The 18,355-nt window shown below is 61.3% G+C and carries 14 protein-coding genes and 2 pseudogenes; 8 read left to right on the top strand and 8 right to left on the bottom strand.

Going from position 1 to position 18,355, the window contains the following annotated elements; all coding sequences use genetic code 11:
- Positions 1–97 precede the first annotated feature (97 nt).
- A complete protein-coding gene (locus F8N12_RS17930; protein WP_150581658.1) occupies positions 98–1,033 on the top strand; it encodes a LysR family transcriptional regulator in 936 nt (311 codons plus the stop codon).
- Positions 1,034–2,274: 1,241 nt separating this feature from the next.
- On the opposite strand, the pseudogene F8N12_RS28315 reads toward F8N12_RS17930, so the two are convergent.
- Both F8N12_RS28315 and F8N12_RS28310 read right to left on the bottom strand, forming a co-directional pair.
- Positions 2,275–2,787: pseudogene (locus tag F8N12_RS28315) on the bottom strand (methyl-accepting chemotaxis protein); the annotation flags it as partial.
- 393 nt (positions 2,788–3,180) lie between these two features.
- Positions 3,181–3,951, bottom strand: a pseudogene (locus F8N12_RS28310) (cache domain-containing protein); the annotation flags it as partial.
- A 4-nt stretch (positions 3,952–3,955) separates the two neighbouring features.
- On the opposite strand from F8N12_RS28310, the gene F8N12_RS27665 reads away from it, so the two are divergent.
- Entirely contained in the window at positions 3,956–4,102 is a 147-nt protein-coding gene (locus tag F8N12_RS27665) for a hypothetical protein (protein WP_191623181.1), read from the top strand.
- A 56-nt stretch (positions 4,103–4,158) separates the two neighbouring features.
- Here the strand turns inward: F8N12_RS27665 and F8N12_RS17905 are convergent, their stop codons facing one another.
- The 5 genes from F8N12_RS17905 to F8N12_RS17885 all read right to left on the bottom strand — a co-directional run bounded on the left by F8N12_RS17905 (position 4,159) and on the right by F8N12_RS17885 (position 8,415).
- Complete coding sequence (locus F8N12_RS17905; protein WP_191623182.1) at positions 4,159–5,475, bottom strand: Na+/H+ antiporter family protein; 1,317 nt, start codon at positions 5,473–5,475, stop codon at positions 4,159–4,161.
- A 329-nt stretch (positions 5,476–5,804) separates the two neighbouring features.
- On the bottom strand, positions 5,805–7,118 hold the full coding sequence (locus F8N12_RS17900) for a sensor histidine kinase (RefSeq protein ID WP_150581652.1): 1,314 nt from the start codon (positions 7,116–7,118) through the stop codon (positions 5,805–5,807).
- On the bottom strand, positions 7,115–7,783 hold the full coding sequence (locus tag F8N12_RS17895) for a response regulator transcription factor (RefSeq protein WP_150581651.1): 669 nt from the start codon (positions 7,781–7,783) through the stop codon (positions 7,115–7,117). Before F8N12_RS17895 ends, F8N12_RS17900 begins: the two co-directional genes overlap by 4 nt.
- A gap of 3 nt (positions 7,784–7,786) precedes the next feature.
- A complete protein-coding gene (locus tag F8N12_RS17890; RefSeq protein WP_150581650.1) occupies positions 7,787–8,107 on the bottom strand; it encodes a PepSY domain-containing protein in 321 nt (106 codons plus the stop codon).
- Entirely contained in the window at positions 8,107–8,415 is a 309-nt protein-coding gene (locus F8N12_RS17885) for a PepSY domain-containing protein (RefSeq protein ID WP_150581649.1), read from the bottom strand. Before F8N12_RS17885 ends, F8N12_RS17890 begins: the two co-directional genes overlap by 1 nt.
- 256 nt (positions 8,416–8,671) lie before the next feature.
- Between F8N12_RS17885 and F8N12_RS17880 the strand changes: the two genes are divergently transcribed.
- The 6 genes from F8N12_RS17880 (at position 8,672) to F8N12_RS17855 (ending at position 15,759) form a co-directional block, all read left to right on the top strand.
- Positions 8,672–9,751, top strand: coding sequence for a patatin-like phospholipase family protein (locus tag F8N12_RS17880; protein WP_150581648.1), 1,080 nt, complete (start codon positions 8,672–8,674; stop codon positions 9,749–9,751).
- 94 nt (positions 9,752–9,845) lie between these two features.
- Positions 9,846–10,202, top strand: a complete 357-nt coding sequence (queD, locus tag F8N12_RS17875) for a 6-carboxytetrahydropterin synthase QueD (RefSeq protein ID WP_028621713.1) — start codon at positions 9,846–9,848, stop codon at positions 10,200–10,202.
- Between the two features lie 103 nt (positions 10,203–10,305).
- Positions 10,306–11,154: an alpha/beta fold hydrolase gene (locus tag F8N12_RS17870; protein ID WP_150581647.1), complete on the top strand. Its 849-nt coding sequence runs from the start codon at positions 10,306–10,308 to the stop codon at positions 11,152–11,154.
- A 238-nt stretch (positions 11,155–11,392) separates the two neighbouring features.
- Complete coding sequence (gene codB / locus F8N12_RS17865; protein ID WP_150581646.1) at positions 11,393–12,664, top strand: cytosine permease; 1,272 nt, start codon at positions 11,393–11,395, stop codon at positions 12,662–12,664.
- 13 nt (positions 12,665–12,677) lie between these two features.
- The gene (codA, locus tag F8N12_RS17860) at positions 12,678–13,922 is read left to right on the top strand and encodes a cytosine deaminase (RefSeq protein ID WP_150581645.1); all 1,245 of its coding nucleotides are present in this window, start codon (positions 12,678–12,680) and stop codon (positions 13,920–13,922) included.
- A 685-nt stretch (positions 13,923–14,607) separates the two neighbouring features.
- Positions 14,608–15,759, top strand: a complete 1,152-nt coding sequence (locus F8N12_RS17855; protein ID WP_150581644.1) for an MFS transporter — start codon at positions 14,608–14,610, stop codon at positions 15,757–15,759.
- A gap of 102 nt (positions 15,760–15,861) precedes the next feature.
- Here the strand turns inward: F8N12_RS17855 and F8N12_RS17850 are convergent, their stop codons facing one another.
- Positions 15,862–18,285, bottom strand: a complete 2,424-nt coding sequence (locus tag F8N12_RS17850; protein WP_150581643.1) for a TonB-dependent siderophore receptor — start codon at positions 18,283–18,285, stop codon at positions 15,862–15,864.
- Positions 18,286–18,355: the final 70 nt, after the last annotated feature.

The following is an 18,355-nucleotide window of genomic DNA, read 5'->3' as shown; positions in this document are numbered from 1 at the left end:
ATGTGCAGAAGTGCGCGCATTATCGGATGGTCGTGCTTTGCGATAAATGGGATCATCCCGACAACACCTTTGCGCGATACGCACAGCAGGACGGCCTATGCACGGCTTCAATGATTTGGGATTCAAGGCGCTCCGCCTGTTCGTGGCCGTGCTCGACCACGGCAGTTTTTCCGAGGTCGCTCGCCGTGAGGGCCTGGCGCCCTCTTCGATTTCCCGACAGATTCAATTGATGGAGCAAGCCTTGAGCCAGCAATTGCTCTATCGCCACACTCGCGCGGTTATGCCGACTGAGGCCGGGCGAATGCTCGGCCACCACGCCAGACTGGTGCTGGCGCAACTGGAGGAAGCCGAACAAGCCTTGCAGGAACAGCAAAGCGAGCCCGGCGGACTGGTGCGAATCAATGCACCGGTGGTGTTTGGCCAGCGGCACCTGACCCCTTGGCTTGGGCAATTGTGCGAGCGGTATCCGAAACTGCACCTGGATATTCAGCAGACCGACCACTACATCGATCCGCTGCACGAAGGCGCCGACCTGCTGTTTCGCATCGGCCCGCTGCATGATTCAAGCATGCAGGCGCGGATCCTGGCGCCACACCGTTTTCTGGTGGCGGCAAGCCCGACCTACCTGGCCCGCCACGGTACGCCGCAACATCCGCAAGATCTGGCGGCTCATCAATGCCTGGCCTACAAAGGCGCAGCGGGCCAGCAGCGCTGGTTTTTCCGTCGCGATCAGCAGGACTGGACGCCCTACTCTGTCAAAGGACCGATCACCGGTAACCATGCCGATACGCTCACGCAAGCCGCCGAACAAGGATTAGGGCTGGTGATGTTTCCGACATGGCTGATTGGTGAAGCGGTGCGTAATGGCACGCTGGTGCCGGTGTTGAGGGAATATGAAGCGTCCAACAGCTTCGAACCGCAGCAGATTGCCGTGTTGTGGCCAGGGAGTCGGCGGCTGTCGGTGAAGGTGCGCACGGTGATTGATTTTTACCTGGAGTGTTTTGGCGCGGTGCCGTATTGGGACCGGCAGTAGCCGTCGAGTTGAAGACTGTGGAGAAGGGCGGCTTCTGTGGCGAGGGGCGCTGTGGCGAGGGGGCTTGCCCCCGTTGGGCTGCGTAGCGGCCCCAAATCTGGCGAGCGCTGCGCACTCGAACGGGGGCAAGCCCCCTCACCACAGGTAAACCTCTGCCAATGAGCGCTGCAGACTCGAACGGGGCGACGCGGCGTTCCGACAAGCCCCCTCACCACAGGTAAACTTCTGCCAATGAGCGCTGCAGACTCGAACGGGGCGACGCGGCGTTCCGACAACCCCCCTCACCACAGGTAGTCCTTTGCCGAGGATTGATTTCTACCTGGAGTGTTTTGGCGCGGTGCCGCATTGGGACCGGCAGTAGCCGGCGAGTTGAAGACTGTGGCGAAGAGCGGCTTCTGTGGCGAGGGGCGCTGTGGCGAGGGGGCTTGCCCCCGTTGGGCTGCGTAGCGGCCCCAGAATCTGGCGAGCGCTGCGCACTCGAACGGGGGCAAGCCCCCTCACCACAGGTAAACTTCTGCCAATGAGCGCTGCAGATTCGAACGGGGCGATGCGAGGTTCCGACAAGCCCCTTCACCACAGGTAAACCTCTGCCAATGAGCGCTGCGCACTCGAACGGGGCGACGCGGCGTTCCAACAAGCCCCCTCACCACAGGTAGTCCTTTGCCGGGGATTGATTTCTACCTGGAGTGTTTTGGCGCGGTGCCGCATTGGGACCGGCAGTAGCCGGCGAGTTGAAGACTGTGGCGAAGAGCGGCTTCTGTGGAGAGGGGCGCTGTGGCGAGGGGGCTTGCCCCCGTTGGGCTGCGTAGCGGCCCCAAATCTGGCGAGTGCTGCGCACTCGAACGGGGCGATGCGGCGTTCCGACAAGCCCCCTCACCACAGGTAAACCTCTGCCAGTGAGCGCTGCAGACTCGAACGGGGCGACGCGGCGTTCCGACAAGCCCCTCACCACAGGTAATCCTCTGCCAATGAGCGCTGCGCACTCGAACGGGGCGACGCGGCGTTCCGACAAGCCCCCTCACCACAGGAAATCCTTTGCCAATGAATGATTTTTACCGGGAGTGTTTGGCGCGGCGCCGTATTGGGGCAGGCGGTAGCCGCCCTCTCCACCTGTAGCAGCTGGCGCAGCCTGCGTCACGCTGTGTACAGCGGCGCAGCAGTCTAAATTTTCGAATCTGATTTCACGACTGCGGCGCGACCGGACGCAGGCTTCGCCAGCTGCTACAGGGCTTGCGTCATTGTCAGATCCGGAACTGACCGACCAGGCCGCCCAGCCGTTGGCCGAGGTCGGCCAGGCTGCGGGTGGTCTGGGCACCGAGTTGGGTTTCGTCGGCGACGCTGTCCACCGCGACAGCAATTTGATGCACGCTGCGGTTGATTTCTTCCGCCACGGCGGTTTGCTCCTCGGCGGCGCTGGCGATCTGCGCATTCATCGAATTGATCGTAGCAATCAACTGCGCCATGGTGTCCAGCGACGCACCGGCTTCGTTGGCCTGCGCCGACGTACCATCCCCCGCCTCACTCGAACGACGCATGGCTTCCACCGCCGATTGCGTGCCGGCTTGCAGGCGGTCGATCATGCCCTGGATTTCCTGGGTGCTGATCTGCGTGCGACTGGCAAGCGCCCGAACCTCATCGGCGACCACCGCAAAACCACGCCCGGCCTCACCGGCACGCGCCGCTTCGATGGCGGCATTGAGCGCCAACAGGTTGGTCTGCTCGGCAATCGAACGAATCACCCCGAGCACACTGACAATCGAGGACACATCCTTTTGCAGGCTGTCCAGAGACACGCCGCTGCTGCGGATGTCGTCGACCAGCGCATGAATCTTGACGATGCTGCCGGCGACCACGCGCTTGGCGGCCTGGCCTTCTTCATCGGTCTGTTGTGCGGCAACCGCAGCGTTTTGCGCGCTCTTGGCGACTTCCTGTGCGGCGGCCGACATCTGGTTGATCGCCGTGGCCACCTGATCGGTCTCGTGACGCTGACGCTCCATCGCCTGATCCGAACGCTGCGCCTGAGCGGACACCTGATTGACCAGCCCGGTCAGTTGCGAGGTCATCTCGGTGATCTGCCGCACCAGGCCATGAATCTTGTCGACAAAACGATTGAACGATCCGGCCAGCTCGCCGAGTTCGTCCTGGCTGGAAATAGTCAGGCGCCGGGTAAGGTCGCCCTCGCCCGCCGCAATGTCGTCCAGGTTGGCTTTCATTTGGTTCAGCGGGCGCAGGATGGTATTGGCCAGCAGCATCCCGGCAGTTGCGATCACCAATAGCGCCACCGCGGCGAGGCCAACGATCGTCAGCACCACCCCTTCCATGCGCGCTTCGACCTTGGCCTCAACCAGCGCGACTTGCGCCTCGATACCGTCAAGATTGACCGAGGTGCCTACTGCCATGTCCCACTTCGGCAGGTAGTCGGTGTAGCCGAGCTTGGGCACCAGCACCTGGCTGTTGCCCGGCAGCGGCGAGCTGTATTGCAGGTAGTGAGTGCCGTCCTTGGCGACTTTCACCAGGTCCCGGTTGACGTACACACCATTAGGATCGCGGTTTTCCTTGAAGCTCTGACCGACGCCTTCCGGGCTGTCAGCCTTGAACAGGCGCACTGTTTGCGAATCGTAGCCAAAGAAGTATCCCTCCTTGCCGTAGCTGATGCTCGACAGCAACTTGATCGCTTGAGCCCGAGCGGCGTCATCGCCGGGGGCGGCGGCTTCGTAAAGGGGTTTGATCGTGGTCATGGCCACGGCGACATAACTTTGCAGGGTCGCCTTGGCGTCGCTGAGCAGGCGCTGGCGAGTTTCGTCGACTTCGTTGCGCGCCTGCTCCTGCAGAATGAGCAAGGTGGCCACGCTGATGACCAGCGCAAAGAGCAACACCGGGAGAACGGCGAGGGACAGGACTTTAGCCTTGAGGCTCATGCGCATGACGGTTCACTCTTTTGATTTTATTGGCGTGCCTGAAGGCTTTAACGGCAGACCGGATCAAAAGTTGAATGCGCAGGGTATTGCGCCTTCCCCTGTGGGAGCAAAACCTGGTTCGGACGGCATTCCGTCGATGGTGGTCAGCTGAACATGAGTCGACTGACACACCATCGCGAGCAAGCTTTGCTCCCACGGGGCAAGTTTTTACAACACCATCGCGGCCACCCAGCCGAACGCCAGCAACGGCAGGTTGTAGTGCAGGAAGGTCGGAACAACGGTGTCCCAGATGTGGTGATGCTGGCCGTCGACGTTCAGCCCGGAGGTCGGGCCAAGGGTCGAGTCCGAGGCCGGCGAACCGGCATCGCCCAGCGCACCGGCGGTGCCGACGATGCAGACAATGGCAAGCGGGCTGAAACCCAGTTGCATGCACAGCGGCACGAAGATTACTGCCAGGATCGGCACGGTGGAAAACGACGAGCCAATGCCCATGGTCACCAGCAAACCGACCAGCAGCATCAGCAGCGCGCCGATAGCCTTGCTGTGGCCGATCCAGGATGCCGAGGTTTCCACCAGCGACTGCACGTGTCCGGTAGCCTTGATCACTTCGCCAAAGCCCGAGGCGGCGATCATGATGAAGCCGATCATCGCCATCATCTTCATGCCTTCGGTGAACAGATCATCAGTCTCGCGCCATTTGACGATGCCCGACGCCGAGAAAATCAGAAAGCCCGCCAGCGCGCCAATGATCATTGAATCCAGCAGCAATTGAACGACAAACGCCGCCGCGATGGCCACACCGGCGACCATCAGGCTCAGCGGATTGTACTGCACCGCCACCTGCTCGACCCTCTCGATCCTGGCCAGATCGTAAACGCGCTTCTTGCGGTAGCTGATGAACGCCACACCCAACCCCACCAGCATGCCCAGTGCCGGGATGCCCATGGCGTGAGTGACGTTAATGCCACTGATATCGACGCCGCTGCGGGCGACATTGGCCAGCAGGATTTCATTGAGGAAGATGTTGCCGAAGCCTACCGGGAGGAACATGTACGGCGTGATCAGACCGAAGGTAATCACGCAGGCGATCAAACGGCGATCCAGCTGTAGCCTGGTCAGCACATAGAGCAGTGGCGGTACCAGCAGCGGGATAAACGCGATGTGGATCGGCAGGATATTTTGCGAGGCGATGGCCACTACCCAGAGCAAACCGATCAATAGCCATTTGACCCGACCGCCGCCGCTCGCATGATGGCGATCGACCATGGCCAGCGCGCGGTCCGCCAGGGCATGGGCCAGGCCGGATTTGGCAATCGCCACGGCAAAAGCGCCGAGCAGTGCGTAGGACAAGGCCACGGTCGCACCGCCGCCGAGGCCGCTATTGAATGCTTTGAGCGTCGCGTCGATGCCTAGCCCCCCGGTCAAACCACCGACCAGCGCGCCCACGATCAGCGCAATCACGACGTGCACGCGGCACAGGCTGAGTATCAGCATGACGCCAACCGCGGCAATTACTGCATTAATCATCTTTACCTCAGGCCAAACGAAATGAGTCCGCCCGGCAGACTGCGAAGCGTCGCCAGCGGGTGAACAACGGGTTTATCAGAGGGCGCGCACTGTGCCGCAGAGTGGGGCCGGTGTCAAAGTGCCCGGTATCCGAAGAGATTCATCTATGGCGAGGGCGCAGCGCAGCAGTGTCGATGACCTGGCCGCGAATCTGAGTGCGGCGATGGTGCAGGTCGAGCGGTGACCGCCGGCATTAACCTGCATATTGCCAGCGATGGCAATTCGGAAAACGCCATCGCCAACAACCCGGTGCCTACGGTAAAGGGGCGTTCGCGGGATGGATGGTTTCAGCGTTTCGGGAGTTCGATGACGACCTTGAGCCCGCCCCACTCGCTCGCTTCCAACTGCATCACGCCGCCCCACGTATCGACGATGTCACGCACGATGCCCAGTCCCAGTCCATGGCCGTCGGTCTGCTCATCCAGTCGTGTGCCGCGGCTCAGCACCTGATCGCGCTGCGCTGCGGGGATGCCCGGCCCGTCATCTTCCACACTCAATTGGTAGCTTGCGGCCGTCTCGACCACACTGAGGCGGACCTCGGCATCCGCCCATTTGCAGGCGTTGTCCAGCAGGTTGCCCAGCAACTCGAGCAAATCCTCACGATCCCAAGGCAGCAACAAACCGGCCGGGGCGCGATAGCTTAGCTGCAGATGATCGCCATGAATCATGTTCAAGGTCGCGAGCAAACCGGGCAGTTCGGTGTCGCAATCGAACAACGCCCCCGGCAGTGCATCGCCGGACAAGCGCGCGCGATTGAGCTCGCGGTTGAGGCGCTGCTGGACCTGCTCCAGTTGGTCTTTGATGATTTTGCGCAGCTCGGGATTGGCATCCAGTTTTTCGCTCGAAGCCAGACTCAACAACACCGCCAACGGGGTTTTCAAAGCATGGCCGAGATTGCCCAAGGCATTACGCGAGCGCTTGAGGCTGTCTTCGGTGTGGGCCAGCAAATGGTTGATCTGCGCCACCAGCGGTTCCAGTTCCGCGGGCACTTGATCGTCCAGCTGCGAGCGCTGGCCCTGCTGCAACTGAGCGATCTGTTCGCGGGCCTTTTCCAGCGGCCGCAACGCACGTCGCACGGTGATCCGCTGCAATAGCAGAATCAACAGCAGCCCCGCCAGGCCGAGGCCGAGGCCGATCTGCTGCATGCGCTGAAAACTTTCCCGCACCGGGGTGTAATCCTGCGCCACGCTGATTGAAATCGACTGGCCGAGGCGCCGGTAATCCGAGCGCAACACGAGCAGCTGCTGGCCGTCCGGGCCCAATTGCAGATTGCTGTGCAGGCCGGGGTGATCCAGGCGTGGCAGCTCCTGATCCCATAATGAACGGGAACGCCAATGGCTGTCGGCGAAATCGATGCGGAAATAATGCCCCGAAAACGGGCGCTGGTAGGCCGGCGACAAATGCCTTTCATCCAGTTGCAAACCTTGCGGCCCGCGTACCAGCGCCACCAACAGGCTTTCACTGTCGTTACGCAGCCCGGCTTCGAGGTAGCGCTGCAAGCCCATTTCGAACAGCCACAAGCTGGTCTGCGCCAGCACCAGACCAACGATCACCATCACGCTGATCAGCCCCAGGCTCAAGCGGCGCTGGATCGATCTCACTGCGCTTGCCCGCCGAACAGGTAACCCTGGCCGCGACGGGTTTCGATCACGCTGCGCCCAAGCTTGCGCCGCAAGTGGTTGACGTGGACTTCCAGCACGTTGGAATCGCGCTCGGTTTCGCCGTCATACAGGTGCTCGGCGAGGTGGCTTTTCGAGAGGATCTGTTCCGGGTGCAGCATGAAATAGCGCAGCAAGCGAAATTCTGCTGCGGTGAGCTGGATGTCAGCGCCATCGCGCGTGACGCACTGACGCCCTTCATCCAGGTGCAAACCGGCCGATTGCAGCGTCGGCTGATTAACCTTGCCGTGGGAGCGGCGGAGCAACGCCTGGATGCGCAAATGCAGTTCTTCGGGATGGAATGGTTTGGTCAGATAATCATCGGCACCGGCCTTGAGCCCTTCGATGCGCTCGGCCCACGAGCCGCGCGCCGTGAGGATCAGGACCGGGGTGGCCAACCCGCCGGCGCGCCACTGCGCCAACACATCGAGCCCGGGCACACCGGGCAGGCCGAGATCGAGAATGATCAAATCGTAGGGCTCGCTGCAGCCCTGATAAACGGCGTCGCGACCGTCGGCCAGCCAATCGACCGCGTAACCCTGGCGGTTCAGGCCGGCGATCAGTTCGTCGGCCATGGGCACGTGGTCTTCCACCAGAAGCAAACGCATCGGTCAATCTTCCTTGTCTTTCAATAACTGGCCAGTGGTGGCATCGAGGTCGAGCTCACGGACCACACCTTCGCGGGTCAGCAGTTCGACTTCGTAAATGTACACGTCATGTTTTTCTTCAAGCTCGGCTTCGAGCAATTTCGAGCCGGGATAACGGTCCAGCGCCTGCTTCAACAACTGCTCGAGCGGCAGGATCACACCTTGCTGACGCAGGCGCAGGGCTTCGTCCTGGTCCAGGTCGCGCGCCATCGCCAATGAGCAAAACGTCAGGAGCGCCAGGGCCAATCGACCGCTGACGCGCCATTTCGAGGAAAACACCTTCATTACGTGTCCTGATGATCCTTGAGCACCTGCCCACTCACCGCGTCCAGTTCCAGGTCCCACTCGATGCCTTGCGGGTCGCGCATTTCAACCTGATAAATGTATTTGCCGTACTCTTCTTCCAGCTCGGTTTCAGTGATATTCGAACCTGGATGCTTGGTCAGGGCGGTGGCGTTGAGCTTTTCGAAGGACACAATGGTACCAGCGTCGCGCAGCCTGAGGGCCTCGTCCGGACCGAGGTCGCGGGCTTGAGCGATGCCGGCAGTCATGGCGATGATGGCGGCGGTGAACAGGGCAGGCAGGATTTTCATGGTGTCTCCGTATTTTTTATGCGTTGCGTACGGGGGCCACCTTAGTCAATCGAACTTAATTGAAGCTGAATTGCCACCATCGTCGCATCGCCTCACCCGTAGGAGCCGGCCTGCTGGCCATGGCGGCGTCCGCATTTCCTCGCCAGCGCTATCTCCAGCGCTATCGCCAACAAGCCGGGTCTTACGGTTCGGGCACAGCCGTCACCTTCTGCGGTGCGCTGTATATAATGCCCACTCGCCAGACACCGAGGCCGGTATGACCGCCATCCATATCAAATTCCCTTCCTTGACCCTCAAGGCCGGCCCGCGCGCTTTTGCGCGCATCCGTGAAAACGGCTTGAGCGCCACCGACGTAGGCACGCTGCCCGGTGCTGCGGGAGGGCCCAAGGCCTTGGGGATTCAGGGTCTGGACCTGGCACTGTTCGGTGAATGGCTGCCCGCCGCGCCGCGGGAACGTTCGCTGATCGGCGCGTCGGTGGGCTCATGGCGCTTCGCCAGCGCCTGCCTGCCGGATGCCGCAGAAGGCATTCGCCGCCTTGGCCATTTGTACACCGAGCAGCATTTCACAAAAGGCGTGACCATGGCGCAAATCAGCCAGAGCTCGCAGCGCATGCTCGATGAGCTGCTTGATGGTCGCGATGCATCGATTCTGGACAACCCTCACTATCGCTTGAACATCATGGTCGTCAAAAGCCACGGCCTGCTGGCGGCCGATCACCGCGGTCGCCTGGGCCTCGGCTTGTCATCGGTGATCGCCGACAACCTGCGGGGTCGCGCGCGGCTTTCGAAGCATTTCGAACGCTTGATCATCCACGATCCACGTCTGGCACCACCGCTCGAGGCGCTCACCGATTTCCCCTCACGCTTCGTCGCACTCAATGCTGGCAACTTGCGTCAGGCCCTGCTCGCCTCAGGCTCGATTCCGATGGTGATGCAAGGCGTCAGTGATTTGCCGGGGGCCGGCGCAGGGATGTTCCGGGATGGTGGCCTGCTCGACTATCACCTCGACCTGCCCTACAGCGGCAGCGACATCGTGCTCTATCCGCACTTCACCGACCGGGTGATTCCGGGCTGGTTCGACAAAACCCTGCCGTGGCGCCGCGCCTGCCCTGCGCGCCTGCAGAATGTCCTGCTGCTGGCGCCGTCCAGGGAATACCTGGCGCGTCTGCCCTACGGCAAACTGCCGGACCGTAACGACTTCAAGCGCTTCATGAGCGATGCCCCGGGACGGCAAAAATACTGGAGCGCAACAATGGACGAGAGTCGCCGGCTGGGCGACGAGTTTCTCGAACTCGCCGCCTCGGGAGGTTTGGGCGAGCGCTTATTGACCCTTTAGTCAGTGTTTTCCCGCAAGCCCAAACACAAGCTGTTAAACTCGCCGCCTGCCCATATCGCCACGGCGATCGCCACCTGACAGAGCTGAAAACACTGTGGAAATCTTCAAGGAATTTACGTTCGAATCCGCCCACCGCCTGCCCCACGTCCCGGACGGCCACAAGTGCGGTCGCTTGCACGGTCACTCGTTCAAAGTGGCGATTCACCTGAGCGGCGACCTCGACCCGCATACGGGCTGGATTCGTGATTTCTCCGAGATCAAGGCAATCTTCAAACCCCTGTATGAGCGTTTGGACCACAACTATTTGAACGACATTCCGGGCCTGGAGAATCCTACCAGCGAAGTGTTGGCCAAGTGGATCTGGGGTGAGCTGAAACCTTTGTTGCCAGAACTCAGCGCGATCCGTATCCACGAAACCTGCACCAGCGGCTGCATCTATCGCGGCGAGTAACGGCAGACCCGTGCGTTTCATCAGGTACGCATCAAACCACCTTCAAAGGTGGTTTTTTATGCCTATGCTTTTTACCTATCACCGACCGAGAAGGATCTCTTTCATGGCTGACTGGCCGCTGCCGCAAACCTATCGCTTCAACGGGCACTCCGTTCGCTTCGCTGTGCGTGGTGACGGGCCGCCGCTGGTGTTTGTGCACGGCACGCCATTCTCTTCTTATGTGTGGCAGCGCATTGCGCCGCATTTCATCGCCACGCACCGGGTACATTACTTCGATCTCTTGGGTTATGGCCAGTCGGAAAAAATCGACGGTGATGTCTCGTTGGGCGTGCAGAACGAGCTGCTGGCGCAACTGCTGGATCACTGGGGACTGAAGCAACCTGACGTAGTCGCTCACGATTTCGGCGGGGCCACGGCGTTGCGGGCGCATCTGTTGAATGGCAAGGACTACCGTAGCCTGACGCTGATCGACCCGGTCGCCCTGACGCCCTGGGGTTCGCCATTTGTGCAGCATGTCCGCCAGCACGAAGCGGCGTTCAGTGGCGTGCCCGATTACATCCAGCGAGCGATTGTCCCGGCCTATATTCGAGGCGCGATCAAACGGCAAATGACCGAAGATGAACTCGCCCCTTACGTGCAGCCGTGGCTGGGCACATCTGGACAAGCTGCGTTTTACCGGCAGATTGCGCAGATGGACCAACGTTATACCCGCGAAGTGGAGCCGCTGTACCCGACCATTCGCTGTCCTGTGCAGATTCTCTGGGGTGAGGACGATCAGTGGATCCCGATCGAGCGCGGGCGCGCCCTGCAGCAGATGATGCCGGGCGCGCAGTTCCAGGCAATTGCCAATGCCGGGCATCTGGTCCAGGAGGATGCCCCGGAGGCGATTGTGGCGGCGCTCTTGAGGTTCTTGCCGCTTACCAAGCCTGCTGGCGCGGCCGGGGCTCTGTAGGAGCAGGCTTGGTCCGGGCGGCGTCGCGACGACAACGGACTTTCGGTCTGCATTGATGTTGCCTGTCATTGTTTATCGCGAGCGCTTGCGCCTACAACGGGCCAGTGTTTCATCCGTTGCACCGGTTTTGTGCTCTTGTGCTTTGAGGGACCTTCGAGCCTCCCCAATACAGTCAGTCTGAATTCTGGCACGACCACTGCAACCCTTTGCGCGTCTCCCCATTCGCAAGGACTGCTCCATGACGCAGAACGACGCTGGCAACGATTACCCCCTCAGCGAAGTCCCGATGCACGCACGCAAAGGCCTGGCCTCCACGGCCATGGTACTACTGGGCTTCACGTTTTTTACCGCGACCATGTTTGCCGGCGGCAAGCTCGGCGTGGCGTTCAGCTTCGGCGAGATGATGGCAGTGATCATCGTCGGCAATCTGCTGCTGGGTCTGTACGCCGCTGCACTGGGGTACATCGCTTTCAAGAGCGGTCTCAATTCGGTGTTGATGGGGCGTCTGTGTTTCGGCGAAGTGGGCAGCAAGCTCAGCGACCTGATCCTCGGGTTCACCCAAATCGGCTGGTATGCCTGGGGCACGGCCACCGCGGCGGTGGTGCTGGGCAAGTATTTCGAGTTGAGCCAGGGCACTGTGCTGGCGCTGATGGTGCTGTTCGGCCTGGGTTTTTGCGCGACGGCATATATCGGTTATCGCGGCCTGGAAATACTGTCGTACATCGCAGTGCCCGCAATGGTGTTGCTGCTGATGCTGTCGATGTGGGTCGCCACCGTCAAAGTCGGCGGGCTCGACGGTTTGCTTGCCGTGGTGCCGACCGGCAGCCTGGACTGGTCGACCGCCATCACCCTGGTGTTCGGCACTTTTGTCAGCGGCGCCACGCAAGCGACCAACTGGACGCGCTTTTCCCGCTCGGCGCGGGTTGCGGTGCTGGCGAGCCTGATCGGTTTCTTCATCGGCAACGGCCTGATGGTGCTGATCGGCGCGTACGGAGCGATCGTGTATCAACAGCCGGACGTGGTCGAAGTGTTGCTGTTGCAAGGTTTCGCCATGGCGGCGATGGCCATGTTGCTGTTGAACATCTGGAGCACTCAGGACAACACCATCTACAACTTCGCCGTCGCCGGGTGCAATTTGCTACGCACCGGGCGGCGCAAAACCGTAACGCTGGCCGGCGCAGTGATCGGCACCCTGCTGGCGTTGCTGGGCATGTACGACATGCTGGTGCCGTATCTGATTCTGCTGGGCACGGTGATACCACCGATCGGCGGGGTGATCATGGCGGACTTCTTCTACCGTCACCGCGGTCGATATCCACGCCTGGACGAGGCGCAACTCCCGGCCTTCAACTGGCCGGGCCTGGGCGCCTACGCCGTCGGTACGATCGCAGCCTTCAGTTCACCCTGGGTTGCACCACTGGTAGGGATTGCCACTGCCGCGTTAACGTATGTGCTATTGACGGGCGTACTCGGCGTTCGCAGCGCCAACGCACCACTACAAGATCTCTAAAAGGATTCGCCTGATGCACATCATCAATGCTCGCCTGCGCAACCAGGAAGGTCTGCATGAACTGCACCTGGAAAACGGTCTGATCAGCAGCATCGCCCGTCAGACCGAAGCGCCGTCCCTGGGCCCCGAAGACCTCGACGCCGGCGGCAATCTGGTGGTGCCGCCCTTTGTCGAACCGCACATTCACCTTGATGCGACGCTGACCGCCGGCGAGCCGCGCTGGAACATGAGCGGCACGCTGTTCGAAGGCATCGAGTGCTGGGGCGAACGCAAGGTCACCATCACCGAGGAAGACACCAAAGCCCGCGCGAAGAAAACCATCCAGAGCCTCGCCGCCCACGGCATCCAGCACGTGCGCACCCACGTCGACGTCACTGACCCGCAGCTCACCGCGCTCAAGGCGATGCTCGAAGTGCGCGAAGAAAGTCGCCACCTGATCGACATGCAGATTGTCGCGTTTCCCCAGGAAGGCATCGAGTCGTACCGCAACGGCCGTGAGCTGATGGAAGAAGCGATCAGCATGGGCGCTGATGTGGTCGGCGGCATTCCGCATTTCGAGTACACCCGTGACCAGGGCGTGAGTTCAGTGAAATACCTGATGGACCTGGCCGAGCGCACCGGTTGCCTGGTGGACGTGCACTGTGACGAAACCGACGACCCGCATTCGCGCTTTCTTGAGGTGCTGGCTGAAGAAGCCCGCAGCCGTGACATGGGTTCACGGGTTACGGCCAGTCACACCACCGCGATGGGCTCCTACGACAACGCCTACTGCGCCAAACTGTTTCGCCTGCTCGGGCATTCCGGCATCAGCTTTGTTTCCTGCCCGACCGAAAGCATTCACCTGCAAGGACGCTTCGACAACTTCCCGAAACGCCGTGGGGTAACCCGGGTGAATGAGTTGCTGGAAGCCGGCATGAACGTGTGTTTCGGCCAGGATTCCATCGTCGATCCGTGGTACCCGCTGGGCAATGGCAACATTCTGCGGGTGCTGGAGGCCGGTCTGCATATCTGCCACATGCTCGGCTATCGCAACCTGCAAAGCGCTCTGGATCTGGTCACTGATAACAGCGCCAAAGCGATGGCGCTCGGTGATCGTTATGGGCTGGAGCGCGGGCGCCCGGCCAATCTGCTGATTCTGTCGGCGGACAGCGATTACGAAGTGATCCGCAGCCAGGGCTTGCCGCTGTACTCGGTGCGCGGCGGCAAAGTGCTGATGAAGCGGCAGATGCCGGTGGTGGAATTCAGTGGTTTGAGCTAAGCAACAGGGTGACTTGACTGGCGCCTTCGCGAGCAGGCTCGCTCCCACATTCGGTCTGCAGTGGACACCGATCATGTGTCAGACAGAGATCAACTGTGGGAGCGAGCCTGCTCGCGATAGCGGTGGGTCAGGCTACGTCTGTTTTGAGGGTGTACATATCCGTTATTGCGGTGATGGCTAATATGGGTTCCGCCTTTACGGCGGGTCACTTGGAAAAGCGCCAAGTAACCAAGCGCAAGCGCCCCTGACGTACGGTGGCTCGCCTAGGCTCGCCATGCCCTCGCTCCGGCCCTGCTCCGTGGGCCCGCCGCGATCGGCCATCCCTGGCCGTGCGCGGCTAACCCGGCATCCTTGCCGGGTTGCCCACTGCGCAGAACCTGCGCTCGGCCTTCCGACGGGGCAGGTCAAGGTCACAAGCCAGATCAAGATCACCAGCAAAGCAAAGCAAAGCAAAGCAAAGCAAGATCGTGTGCGGTCACTCTCCGTCTGACCGTGCTGACGCTGCGTGGGATGCCGCCTTGGCCTTTTCGCGCTCCGGGGCTGCGTCCCGCCGGATTGAATGCTGCAACATATCGCGAAACAGCGCCGGGCTGTGCAAGGATGTCGGCCTGACTGACCCACTGATCGAACCACCCCGGTCAGTCACTGTCCCTTGGGGACGCGACGATTTTTGCCAAGGATTGATATGACCAGCCTCAACACCCAGACCACTTTCGTGCCCGGCCGCCTGGAGCAAATGTCCACGCGCGTGGCGTTTTTCATTGCCGGTGTCGGGATTGCCGCATGGGCGCCGTTGGTGCCGTACGCGAAGGCCCGCGCCGGCCTGGATGAAGGCACGCTCGGGCTGCTGCTGTTGTGCCTCGGCGTGGGCTCGATTCTGGCGATGCCCATGGCCGGCCTGCTGGCCACTCGCTTCGGCTGCCGTCGGGTGGCGGTCGGCGGCACTTTGCTGATCTGTGCGGCATTGCCTTTGTTGGCGACGGTGACTTCGATACCGGCGCTGATCGCGACATTATTCATGTTCGGCGCAGGCCTGGGCACGGTGGACTCGACGGTGAACCTGCAAGCCGTGATCGTCGAACGGGCCAGCGGCAAGAACATGATGTCGGGTTTCCACGGGCTGTTCAGCCTTGGCGGAATTGTCGGTGCGGCGGGTGTCAGCGCGCTGCTCGGTTTGGGCCTTTCGCCGTTGGGGGCGATGGCGGTGGTGATTGTCGTGTTGTTGCTGGCGATGCTCAAAGCCGCGCCGCATATGTTGCCGTATGGCAGCGAAAGTTCAGGGCCGGCGTTTGCCGTGCCGCACGGCATCGTGCTGTTTATTGGCGGGATGTGTTTCATCGTGTTCCTCGCCGAAGGGGCGGCACTTGACTGGAGTGCAGTATTTTTGACCCAGGAACGCGGGATCGACACGGCCTACGCCGGGCTCGGTTATGCCGCGTTTGCCTTGACCATGACCATCGGCCGCTTGACCGGCGACCGTATTGTGCGTCGCCTCGGCGCGACGCGGGTGATCGTATTCGGCGGGTTGACCGCCGCTGCGGGATTGTTCCTGGCGACCTTTGCGCCGACCTGGCAACTGGCACTGGTTGGTTATGCCTTCCTCGGCGCCGGCTGCTCGAACATCGTACCGGTGCTGTACACGGCGGTGGGCAAACAGACCGTCATGCCGGAAAGTATTGCGGTGCCGGCCATCACCACCCTGGGCTATGCAGGGATTCTGGCCGGGCCGGCAGTGATCGGCTTCATCGCCCACGCCAGCAGTCTGAGTTTTGCCTTTGGGTTGATGGCCATTTTGCTGGTGGCGGTGGCGATCGGTGGGAAGGTGTTGAAGGTTTAGGGCTTTGGTGAATGTCACGCCGTCTTCGCGGGCAAGCCCTGCTCCCACAGGATTCGTGCCGGACACGGGATTCGTGGTCGCCGCAGTTCCTCTGTCGGCCAGTCAGAACCCAACACTCGCCTGCACGAAGAATGTGCGAGGCGCGCCGACGTACATGCCCGCGTTGTTGTCGCTAGAGCGGGTGAAATATTGCTTGTCGAAGATGTTCTTCACCCCGGCGCCGAGTTTCAGGTTCGACAGCTGCGCGCCGAAATCATAACCACCGCGCACGTTCCAGGTGACGTAGCCCGGGATATCGCCGTATTGACCGTCCGCCGTGCCTTCGGTGATGTAATCGCCGCTGAAACTGCCATCGGCATTTACCGCAGTACCCGGCGAGCGCTGTTTCGATTGGGCGAACGCATCGACGTTGTAGGTCCAGCGGTCGATGTCGTAACGCAGGCCGGCAGTCACTACCTGGCGCGAATAGAATGGCAAGTCACGGCCCTTGAACGCAGGGATCTCCCCTTCATACACCGCGCGGGTGTAAGTGAAACCGGCGTTGGCCGTCAGCCCGTCCAGGCGCGGATCGAGTGCCGCCAGGTCGTAATGCACCGACGCTTCCAGCCCTTGGTGGGTCGTCGCGCCGAGGTTGGTCCAGCCGGCATCGTTGCTGATGTATTGCAGCTCTTCGTCGAAATCGATGTAGAACAGCGTCACCTCGCCTCCCCACACATCGTCGTTGTAACGCGTGCCCACCTCATAGGTCTTGGCCTTTTCCGGGGTCAGACCGTTAGCCGGCTCGTCCCCGATACCGCCCTGACCAAGCTGGAAATACTGCAGGCTGCCAAACGACGTTTCGTAGTTGGCAAATAACTTCCACGCTTCCGACAAGTGATACATCACGCTCAGGGCCGGCAGCGGCTCATTGCTTTCGATGCTGCGATTCTTCTCCGTGACCGGCCGCCCCGCCGTATCGAGCACCGGACGGTCATGCCAGTCAGTACTGATGTGTTCAAAGCGGATGCCCGGCGTAATGGTCCAGTTACCGACGTCAATCTTGTCGTCAATGTAGACAGAGTTGGCCTCGGTGCCGCCGGTGCGATCCTGATACACATGGCCATCCGACCCCGGACGCACCACCGGCTGGTTGTTGACCAGCGCCAGTCGGCTCGCCTCTTCGTGCATGCCTTCCTTGAGGTAGCGATAACCGATGCTGACTTCCTGAGTGGTCGGGCCGACGTCGAACACATGCGAAACCCGCGGCTCGATGCCGAAGGTGTAGTAAGTGCGCGGAAACGAGCCGAGGGTGCGCTGATCGCGGGCGGCGATATTACTGCCGCGGAAGCTGTCGGAATAATAGGTCAGCACCTCGGCCTGAGTGCGCTCGTCGATCTGCCGCGCCCACTTGAAGGAAACATCCTTGCGGCGTCCGCTGAAGTTGTCGTTATTGCGATCAGACTGAAACGGATCGGCGTCGTATTGCGCCTGAGTGAGGCCGCCGGGCATGTCGGCGCTGGCATCGTAGTAATGAAAGTTCAGACTGAAATCGTCGACATCGGTAGGCGCCCAATGGGTTTTGAGCAGCACGTCGTCGATGTCGTTGCCGTGGTTACGCTCGCGGTAACCGTTGCCATTCACGCCCGAATACAGCAGCGCGACGCCGATGCCGTTGTCCGCCGTGCCGCCGACGAACGCCGTGTCGATGTGTTTCCAGCCACCGTGTTGCGAGGTCTCCAGGGTTGTGCCGATTTGCGCAGTGGCCTGCTCCGGAATCGCCCGCGTAACGAAGTTGATCACCCCGCCGACGTTTTGCGGCCCATAGCGCACGGACCCGGCGCCGCGAACCACGTCGATGCTGTCGAGGTTGCCGGAAGAAATTGGCGCCATCGACAGCTGCGGCTGGCCATACGGCGCGAAAGCAGCCGGCACGCCGTCGATCAACACCGTGGAGCGTGGCGACAGGCGCGAGGTCAGGCCGCGCACACCAACGTTCAGGGAAATGTCACTGCCGCCGGTGCCGTTGGCTTCCTGCACCTGCACGCCCGGCACCCGGCGCAGCACATCGCCGACGTTCATCGCCCCCTGCTCAAGCATCGCTTCGCGGCGGATCACCGTGCGTGCACCGGGATGGTTTTGCACCACGGCGGCGTCCGCGTCGCCGAGCCAGTCACCGACCACTTTGATGTCGGTCACGCCCAGTTCCAGCGGACCATTGCTTGCGGAAGTCGGCGCCTTCGTCAGGGTCACCGAGCCTTCGCTGATCTGGTACTCAAGACCGCTGCCCTGCAGCAATACGCGCAGGGCCTGCTCCGGCGAAAGGTTTCCACCCACCGCCGGCGCCTGCTTTCCTGCCACCAGTTCCGGGCTGAAAAAAACTTGCAGCGAGGTTTGCTGACCCAGTTCGCTCAGCGCCTGACCCAGCGGTTGGGCCGGAATGCGAATAGCGTCAGCGGCGAAGGCCTGCGTCGTTGCAACGTTGATCGCCAGCGCGAGGGTCAACGGCATCCAGAAGGATTTATTGTTTTTGGCAGAGGTTATTTTCACGTCGAACGGTGTCCTGTGGATCGCAAGAGTGTGCGTTTGTTAATGCAAACCAGTTGCAGATGGACAAGAA

The sequence above is a fragment of the Pseudomonas fluorescens genome (genome assembly GCF_902497625.1).
Lineage (GTDB): Bacteria > Pseudomonadota > Gammaproteobacteria > Pseudomonadales > Pseudomonadaceae > Aquipseudomonas > Aquipseudomonas fluorescens_BQ.
This window is presented reverse-complemented; position numbering and strand designations above follow the sequence as displayed.

Excerpts from the sequence above, each read along its gene's own strand:
- F8N12_RS17930 (WP_150581658.1), top strand. The coding sequence starts at position 98 with ATGCACGGCTTCAATGATTTGGGATTCAAGGCGCTCCGCCTGTTCGTG.
- F8N12_RS27665 (WP_191623181.1), top strand. The coding sequence starts at position 3,956 with ATGACGGTTCACTCTTTTGATTTTATTGGCGTGCCTGAAGGCTTTAAC.
- F8N12_RS17895 (WP_150581651.1), bottom strand. The coding sequence starts at position 7,783 with ATGCGTTTGCTTCTGGTGGAAGACCACGTGCCCATGGCCGACGAACTG.
- F8N12_RS17890 (WP_150581650.1), bottom strand. The coding sequence starts at position 8,107 with ATGAAGGTGTTTTCCTCGAAATGGCGCGTCAGCGGTCGATTGGCCCTG.
- F8N12_RS17885 (WP_150581649.1), bottom strand. The coding sequence starts at position 8,415 with ATGAAAATCCTGCCTGCCCTGTTCACCGCCGCCATCATCGCCATGACT.
- F8N12_RS17880 (WP_150581648.1), top strand. The coding sequence starts at position 8,672 with ATGACCGCCATCCATATCAAATTCCCTTCCTTGACCCTCAAGGCCGGC.
- F8N12_RS17870 (WP_150581647.1), top strand. The coding sequence starts at position 10,306 with ATGGCTGACTGGCCGCTGCCGCAAACCTATCGCTTCAACGGGCACTCC.
- codB (WP_150581646.1), top strand. The coding sequence starts at position 11,393 with ATGACGCAGAACGACGCTGGCAACGATTACCCCCTCAGCGAAGTCCCG.
- codA (WP_150581645.1), top strand. The coding sequence starts at position 12,678 with ATGCACATCATCAATGCTCGCCTGCGCAACCAGGAAGGTCTGCATGAA.
- F8N12_RS17855 (WP_150581644.1), top strand. The coding sequence starts at position 14,608 with ATGACCAGCCTCAACACCCAGACCACTTTCGTGCCCGGCCGCCTGGAG.